Annotated in this window: 6 protein-coding genes; 3 read left to right on the forward strand and 3 right to left on the reverse strand. The window is 70.8% G+C overall.

The window, feature by feature from the left end:
• Positions 1-323: 323 nt before the first annotated feature.
• Positions 324-2,120, forward strand: coding sequence for an AMP-dependent synthetase/ligase (locus SMA5143A_RS08440; protein WP_107462271.1), 1,797 nt, complete (start codon positions 324-326; stop codon positions 2,118-2,120).
• Positions 2,121-2,138: 18 nt separating this feature from the next.
• Here SMA5143A_RS08440 and SMA5143A_RS08445 read toward each other — a convergent pair whose 3' ends face one another.
• On the reverse strand, positions 2,139-3,725 hold the full coding sequence (locus SMA5143A_RS08445; protein WP_107462272.1) for a GMC oxidoreductase: 1,587 nt from the start codon (positions 3,723-3,725) through the stop codon (positions 2,139-2,141).
• Between the two features lie 111 nt (positions 3,726-3,836).
• Positions 3,837-4,979: a glycosyltransferase family 4 protein gene (locus SMA5143A_RS08450; RefSeq protein WP_107462273.1), complete on the reverse strand. Its 1,143-nt coding sequence runs from the start codon at positions 4,977-4,979 to the stop codon at positions 3,837-3,839.
• A 240-nt stretch (positions 4,980-5,219) separates the two neighbouring features.
• On the opposite strand from SMA5143A_RS08450, the gene SMA5143A_RS08455 reads away from it, so the two are divergent.
• Positions 5,220-6,461 carry a glycosyltransferase 87 family protein gene (locus SMA5143A_RS08455; RefSeq protein ID WP_107462274.1) on the forward strand — a complete coding sequence of 414 codons (1,242 nt, stop codon included), beginning with the start codon at positions 5,220-5,222 and terminating at the stop codon, positions 6,459-6,461.
• A gap of 23 nt (positions 6,462-6,484) precedes the next feature.
• Here SMA5143A_RS08455 and SMA5143A_RS08460 read toward each other — a convergent pair whose 3' ends face one another.
• The gene (locus tag SMA5143A_RS08460; protein WP_107462275.1) at positions 6,485-7,393 is read right to left on the reverse strand and encodes an NAD(P)-dependent oxidoreductase; all 909 of its coding nucleotides are present in this window, start codon (positions 7,391-7,393) and stop codon (positions 6,485-6,487) included.
• 83 nt (positions 7,394-7,476) lie between these two features.
• Here SMA5143A_RS08460 and SMA5143A_RS08465 point away from each other — a divergent pair.
• Positions 7,477-7,846: winged helix-turn-helix transcriptional regulator (locus SMA5143A_RS08465; protein WP_107462276.1), on the forward strand; the 370-nt coding region annotated here is incomplete at its 3' end.

Here is a 7,846-nt window from a genome sequence, read left to right on the forward strand (position 1 = left end):
CTGGTGTGGGTGCCATGACGATCAAGCGTAGGCGGGTGCGGCATAGGTGAACAGAGTCGACCGAACCTGTGGTTACTGGCCAGTCAGTAAGTGTGGGGATTATTGTTCCCGGAGAACCCATACGTGTGACGCGGAAAACATCTCCCGCACCCCCCTCGCGGAGAAGCCATACCGACGGGTAACGTCCGGGCAGTCCAGTCGTGCTCAGGTTTTCAACCAGTGAGGAACCAAAGGGGGACCTGAGCGCTAGCCCCAGCCATGGACCGCACCGTCGCATCACACGCGTACGTCGTGGCGCCGGCGCCCTATGAGGAGCAGCAGTCTTGCGCGAGTTCAGCCTTCCGGCTTTGTACGAGGTCCCCGCGGACGGCAATCTGACCGACATCGTCCGCAGAAACGCCGCGCAGCATCCCGATGTCGCCGTCATCGCCCGCAAGGTGGACGGTGCCTGGCAGGACGTCGACGCGGTCCAGTTCCTCGCCGAGGTGCGGGCGGCCGCGAAGGGGCTCATCGCCGCCGGCGTCCAGCCGGGCGACCGGGTCGGGCTGATGTCCCGTACCCGCTACGAGTGGACCCTGCTGGACTTCGCGATCTGGTCGGCGGGCGCGGTCACCGTGCCGGTGTACGAGACCAGTTCGCCGGAGCAGGTGGAGTGGATCCTCTCCGACTCGGGCGCCACGGCCATGATCGTGGAGCTGGACACGCACACGGCCGCCGTCGAGTCGGTGCGCGACCGGCTGCCCGCGCTCAAGCACGTGTGGCAGATCGAGGGCGGCGGTGTGGAGGAGCTGGGGCGCCTCGGCCAGGACGTCACCGATGAGGCCGTCGAGGAGCGCAGCTCGCTGGCGAAGGCCGACGACCCGGCGACCATCGTCTACACGTCCGGCACGACGGGCCGCCCGAAGGGGTGCGTCCTCACCCACCGCAGCTTCTTCGCCGAGTGCGGCAACGTGGTGGAGCGGCTGCGGCCGCTGTTCCGCACGGGCGAGTGCAGTGTGCTGCTGTTCCTCCCGCTGGCTCACGTCTTCGGCCGGCTGGTGCAGATCGCGCCGATGATGGCGCCGATCAGGCTGGGCACCGTGCCGGACATCAAGAACCTCACCGACGAGCTGGCCTCCTTCCGGCCGACGCTGATCCTCGGTGTGCCGCGGGTGTTCGAGAAGGTCTACAACTCCGCCCGGGCCAAGGCGCAGGCCGACGGCAAGGGGAAGATCTTCGACAAGGCGGCGGACACGGCGATCGCGTACAGCAGGGCGCTGGACACCCCGTCGGGCCCGGCCCTCGGGCTGAAGATCAAGCACAAGGTGTTCGACAAGCTCGTCTACAGCAAGCTGCGGGCGGTGCTCGGCGGCAAGGGCGAGTACGCGATCTCCGGCGGTGCCCCGCTCGGCGAGCGTCTGGGGCACTTCTTCCGCGGCATCGGCTTCACCGTCCTGGAGGGCTACGGTCTGACCGAGTCCTGTGCGGCGACGGCGTTCAACCCGTGGGACCGGCAGAAGATCGGTACGGTCGGACAGCCGCTGCCGGGTTCCGTGGTGCGCATCGCGGACGACGGAGAGGTGCTCCTGCACGGCGACCACCTGTTCAAGGAGTACTGGAACAACCCGGGCGCGACCGCGGAGGCGCTGGCCGACGGCTGGTTCCACACCGGTGACATCGGCACCCTCGACGAGGACGGCTACCTCAGCATCACGGGCCGCAAGAAGGAGATCATCGTCACCGCGGGCGGCAAGAACGTCGCCCCGGCCGTGATCGAGGACCGGATCCGGGCGCACGCGCTGGTCGCGGAGTGCATGGTCGTCGGCGACGGGCGTCCGTTCGTGGGCGCGCTGGTCACCATCGACGAGGAGTTCCTGGGCCGTTGGGCCGCCGAGCACGGCAAGCCCGCGGGGTCCACCGCGGCGTCACTGAGCGCGGACGCCGATCTGAACGCGGCCGTCCAGGCCGCGATCGACGACGGCAACGCCGCGGTGTCGAAGGCGGAATCGGTGCGGAAGTTCCGCATTCTCTCCTCCCAGTTCACGGAGGACTCGGGCCACCTGACGCCGTCCCTGAAGCTCAAGCGGAACGTGGTGGCGAAGGACTTCGCGGACGAGATCGAGGCGATCTACGCGAAGTAGCACGCCCCTGATCTACGGCTATGGCGCGGTGTCCTCGGCGAGGACCCGCGCCATCGTGCGTTCGGCGAGCGCGGTGATGGTGACGAACGGGTTGACGCCGATCGAGCCGGGCACCAGCGAGCCGTCGGTGACGTAGAGCTTCGAGTAGCCCTTCACCCTCCCGTAGTCGTCGGTCGCCTTGCCCAGCACACAGCCGCCCAGCGGGTGGTAGGTGAAGTCGTCGGCGAACACCTTGTTGGACGAGCCGAACAGGTCGTACCGGTAGATCGTGTGGTTGGCCGCGTTGATCCGGTCGAAGAGTTTCTTGGCCATGGAGACGGAGACCGCGCTCTGGGCGGCGCTCCAGCCGAGCTTCGCCGAGTCGCTCGCGGCGTCGTAGGTGAACGAGGCGCGCTCGGGGTTCTTGGTGAGGGCGAGATAGAGGCTGACCCAGTGCTCCAGACCGGTGGGCAGTGGGGCTATCTCGGCGAAGACGGGGTTGGCGGTGTTGGCCCAGTCGTCGATGCCGAGGACCGGCATGGTCGACTGGTTCGCCCCGACCGTGTCCCACAGGTGGTTGGCCCGGCCGAGCATCACATTGCCGTTGGTGCCCCAGCCGGCGCCCACGCTCGCGTTCAGCGCGGGCAGGGTGCCCTTGGCCCGTGCCCGGACGAGGAGTTCGGAGGTGCCGACGCTCCCCGCGCCGAGGAAGAGGTACGTGCAGCCGTACTCCTTGGTCTCGACGACCGTGTGGGTGTCGTCGACGCGGTCGACGGTGACGACGTACGTCCCGTCGTTCTCCCTGCGGATGCCCCGGGCCCGCTCCATGGTGTGGATGGTGACGTTGCCGGTGCCGAGGGCGGCGGCGAGGTACGTCTTGTCGAGGCTCTTCTTGCCGTGGTTGTTGCCGTAGATGACCTCCCCGCCGAGGGCGGACTTCGTCGCCGTGCCGGCCGCCTCGCGCTGCATGTAGCCGAAGTCGTAGACGCTCGGCACGAAGGTGGTCTTCAGGCCGGCCTTCTGGGCGTGGGCGCGCGAGACACGGCTGAAGCGGTACCACTCGGTGGACTCGAACCACGCCGGGTCGACGGTGTTGACGCCGAGCATGGCGCGGGCGCGCGGGAAGTACGTGCCGTACATCTCGGCGGTGTCGACGGTGGGGAACTGCTCGGCGAAGTACGACTGGAGGGGGGTGACGGCCATGCTGCCGTTGACGAGGGAGCCGCCGCCGACGCCTCGGCCCAGGAAGACCGACATGTCGGCGTAGCGGACCCGGTCCAGGACGCCGGGGTAGGGGCTGATGTCCCTGTTGACGACGTCCAGCCACAGGAAGGTGGCGAGCGGGGCCTCCGTGCGGGTCTTGAACCACATGGATCTGCTGTCCGGTTCCCTGGTCGAACAGAAGATCTTGCCGTCCGGGCCGGCGGTGTTCCACAGTCGGCCCATCTCCAGGACGACGGTGCGGATGCCGGCCTGTCCGAGGCGGAGGGCGGCCACGGCGGCGCCGTAGCCCGAGCCGATCACGAGCGCCGGGGAGGTGTCGACGGCGGCGGGCTCGACGGCGTGCGCCGACCGGAGGTCGACTCTGGTGAGTCCGAGGGCGGCGGCCGTCTGGAGGGCGGCCATGCCGAGGACGCGACGGCGAGAAAGGTGATGTTGCGTCAGTTTCTCTGTCATGCACACAGGATGGGCGGACGCCCCCATTCCCACCAGAGATACTGGATGCCCCTTTTGCCCCTAGAGCAACAACTCCAACTTTTCGGCCAACGTGTCCCACCGCCACCGCTCCTCCACCCACGCCCGCCCCCGCTCCCCCATGCGGCGGCGCAGCTCGGGATCGCCGAGCAGGGTGACGACGCGTTCCGCGGCCTCCTCCGGGTGACCGCCCCGCACGACCCAGCCGGTCTCGCCGTCCAGCACCGCGTCGGGGGCGCCGCCGGAGTCACCGGCGACGACGGGCAGGCCGGTGGCGGACGCCTCCAGGTAGACGATGCCGAGGCCCTCCACGTCCAGCCCGCCCCGCCGGGTGCGGCACGGCATGGCGAAGACGTCGCCCGCGCCGTAGTGGGCGGGCAGTTCGGACCAGGGCACGGACCCGGTGAAGCGGACCGACCCGGCGACACCGGTCTCCTCGGCGAGACGGCGCAGCTCCTTCTCGTACGGTCCTCCGCCGACGATCAGCAGGACCGCGTCCGGCTCCTTGGCGAGGATCGCCGGCATCGCCCGGATCAGGGTGTCCTGGCCCTTGCGGGGGACGAGCCGGGAGACGCACACGACCACCGGCCGGTCGGTGAGCCCGAGCCGGGCGCGGACCTCGTCGCCGCCGGAGTCCGGGTGGAAGATCTTCTCGTCCACGCCGGGCGGCAGCTGGACCATGCGCCCGGCCGCCTCGGGGGTGAGGGCCGTGGCGATCCGGGAGCGCGTGTACTCGCCGAGGTAGGTGATCGTGTCCGTGCCCTCGCCGATCCGCCGCAGCAGCTGCCGGGCGGCGGGCAGCTGGGCCCAGCCCGCCTCGTGCCCGTGCGTGGTGGCCACCAGCCGCCGGGCGCCCGCCCGGCGCAGGGCGGGGGCCATCAGGCCGAGGGGGGCCGCCGCCCCGAACCACACCGACGTGCAGCCGTGCTCCCGCAGCAGCCGCACGGCCGTCCGCGTGGCGCCCGGCGTCGGCAGCAGCATGGTCGTGCGGTCGCGCACGACGGTGAAGGGCTGCTCGGCGTCGAAGGCGGCCGTCGCCTCGACGCCCTCGCGGCTCCGCTTCCAGGTCGAGGCGTAGACGACGACCTTCTCGGGGTCCAGACGCAGCGCCATGTTGTGCAGGAACGCCTGGATGCCGCCGGGCCGGGGCGGGAAGTCGTTGGTCACGATCAGGGTCTTGTGCATCGCCGCCGACCCTACCGAACGGGGCTGGGCCGGCCCCCGCGAGGCACCCCGCACGGGACCCGGTCGAGGGGCACCTCCTACAGGATCCGGCCGAGGGGCACCTCGCACGCAATCCGCCGCTGCTTCACCGCCGTCTCACAGCCGGACGGGAGATCATGTCCTCCCACCCGCACAATCGTGGGGTAATCCGTGCGGAGACGACACGCCGGGCGCGGGCACACTTTCGGACAGGGGCATCGGATGGCTCAGCTGGACCTGACGGGCACACGGCGGCCCCCGTTCGGCCTGCTCGCGGTCTGGGGCGCGACCAGGCTGGTCCTGCTGCTGTTCGTCTTCAAGGTGTGGGTGTTCCCGGGCCCGGACGTCACCACCGACGTGTCGGTCATCTACCAGGGCTGGTACGGCACCCTGCGCACCGGAACGTATCCGCTGGACGACGTGACGTGGCAGTACCCGCCCGCCGCCGCCCTCGCGATCCTCTCCCCCGCGCTGCTGCCCTTCCTGGAGTACGCCTCCGCGTTCTTCGTCCTCGCCTTCCTCGCCGACCTGGCGGTGCTCGCCCTGCTCCTGTACACCGGCGGCCGGCCGGGCCGGTCCCGGCGCGGCGCCTGGGTGTGGGCGGTGGGCCTGCCGCTGCTCGGCCCTACGGTGTACGCCCGCTACGACGTGATGGTGACCGCGGTCGCGGTCGCCGCGCTCCTCGCGGGCAGCCGCCGCCCGGCGGTGATGGGGGCGCTGACGGCCTTCGCGGCCCTGCTGAAGGTGTGGCCGGCCCTGCTGCTCCTGGGGGCCCGCGGCCGTACGGCGTGGCTCTGGGCGGCGGCCACGGCGGCCGGGCTGTCGCTGGTCCTCGCCGTGTCGATGCCCGGCGCGTTCGCCTTCCTGACCTTCCAGCGCGACCGGGGCACCGAGGTGGAGTCGCTGGGCGCCCTCGTCTTCCACGTGGCCCGGCACTTCGGCTGGGACGGCCAGGTGCTGCTCAACTACGGCTCGGTCGAGTTCCTCGGCGACCATGTCGACGTCGTGAGCGACGCGGCCCTGGCGCTGACCGGGGTGGCGTTCGCCTGGCTGCTGCTGTGGCGGGTGCGGGCCCGGCACTTCGCCCCGCACACCCTGGCGGACGCCGCTTTCACGGCCGTGCTGATGTTCACCGCGACCAGCAGGGTGATCAGCCCCCAGTACATGGTGTGGCTGGTCGGCCTCGCGGCCGTGTGCCTCTGCTTCCGGGCAGGTCGCATGCGGTGGCCCGCCGTCCTGGTCCTGACGGCGTCCTTCGTGACCGTGCTGGAGTTCCCGATCTGGTTCGGCCATGTCGTCATGAGCGACTGGCTGGGCATCACGCTCCTCTTCGTCCGCAACGGGCTCCTCGTGCTGGCCGCGCTCGTCGCCGCCCTCGAACTGTGGCGGAGCACGGTCCCGCACCCGCGCCGGGCCGCGGTCCCGGGGCAGGCGGCCCGCGCCAGGGAGTCGCTGAACTCCTGAGCGTGCCCGGCGCGACGGCGGCGTCAGCCGCGGCCGCGGATGCTGTCGATGATGCGGGTCCAGTTGTCGCCGCCGTGTCCGTCCTCGATCGCGCGCCGGTAGTGGGCCTGCACGGCCAGGGGCAGCGCGAGGTCGAGGCCGAGTGACGTGCTGGTCTCGACGATGTGGTCGGACGTCGCGCCCATCATGGTGACCGTGCTGAGGTCGCCCGGGTGCTCCCCGGCGTCCAGCCAGGCGCCGAGCTCCTCCTCACCGGCCCTCAGCATCGGGCCGATCGTGTCGACGAACGAGAGCAGCTCCGGCAGCGCCTCCCTGGCCGGCGTCCCGGCCGTCCCCAGCATGGCGGTGGCGTGCATCAGCCCCGACAACGTGGTGAGGAACACGGCGAGTTGGGCCTGGTACATCAGCTGGGCGAGGCCCGGGTCCGCACCCAGATACCGCGGTGTCCCCAGCAGGGCCAGCACCTCCCGGTGCCGCTCGAACACCGGTGCGTCGCCGCTGTAGTAGACGTGCGACGCCGGTGTGCCGACCATCGGTGCGGGGACCATGACCCCTCCGGTGAGGAAGGCGGCCCCGTGGCCCGCCGCCCAGGTCACCGCCTCGCGGGTGCGGCCCGGCGTGTCGGAGCTGAGGTTGACCAGCGTCCGGCCCGCGAGGGACGCGGTGGCGCGGTCGAGGATGTCGTACATGGCCCGGTAGTCGGTGAGGCTGAGGATCACCAGGCCGCTCGCCCCGACCGCCTCACCGGGCGTCGCCGCGAGGGTCGCGCCGTCGGCGACGAGGCCGTCGGCGCGGGAGGCGGTGCGGTTCCAGACGGTGACCGGGTGGCCGGCGGCGAGCAGGGTGCGGGTCATCGCCTGCCCCATCGGGCCGAGCCCGATGACGGTGACGGAACTGTCCTTGCTGGTAGGGGTGTTCTGGAGTGCGTTCACCCCTCCATGCTCGAACAGCGCCACTAGTCTCGGAAGTACCTACTAATTACTGCGGTACTTACCTTTCCGTAAGGGGGATCGTGATGGCGAGGGCGCCGAGACGGGGGCCGTACATCTGCGGCATCGACGCCGCGTTCGATGTGGTCAGCGGCAAGTGGAAGGGATTCATCCTGTGGAAGCTGGAGGTCCACGGGGTGCTCCGCTTCGCCCAGCTCCGTCGCGGGATGCCGGGCGTGAGCGAGAAGATGCTGACGCAGCACCTGCGCGAGCTGGAGGAGGACGGCCTCGTGCACCGGGAGGTCTACGCCGAGGTGCCGCCGCGGGTGGAGTACTCCCTGACCGAGGACGGGCGGACGCTCAACCGGGCGCTGGAGCCACTCGGCGCCTGGGGCGTCGAGCGGATGCGCCGCGACGGCACCGAAGCGGTCGACGTAGCCGGGACCGCGCACGGTT

The organism is Streptomyces sp. MA5143a (assembly GCF_900290235.1).
Lineage (GTDB): Bacteria > Actinomycetota > Actinomycetes > Streptomycetales > Streptomycetaceae > Streptomyces.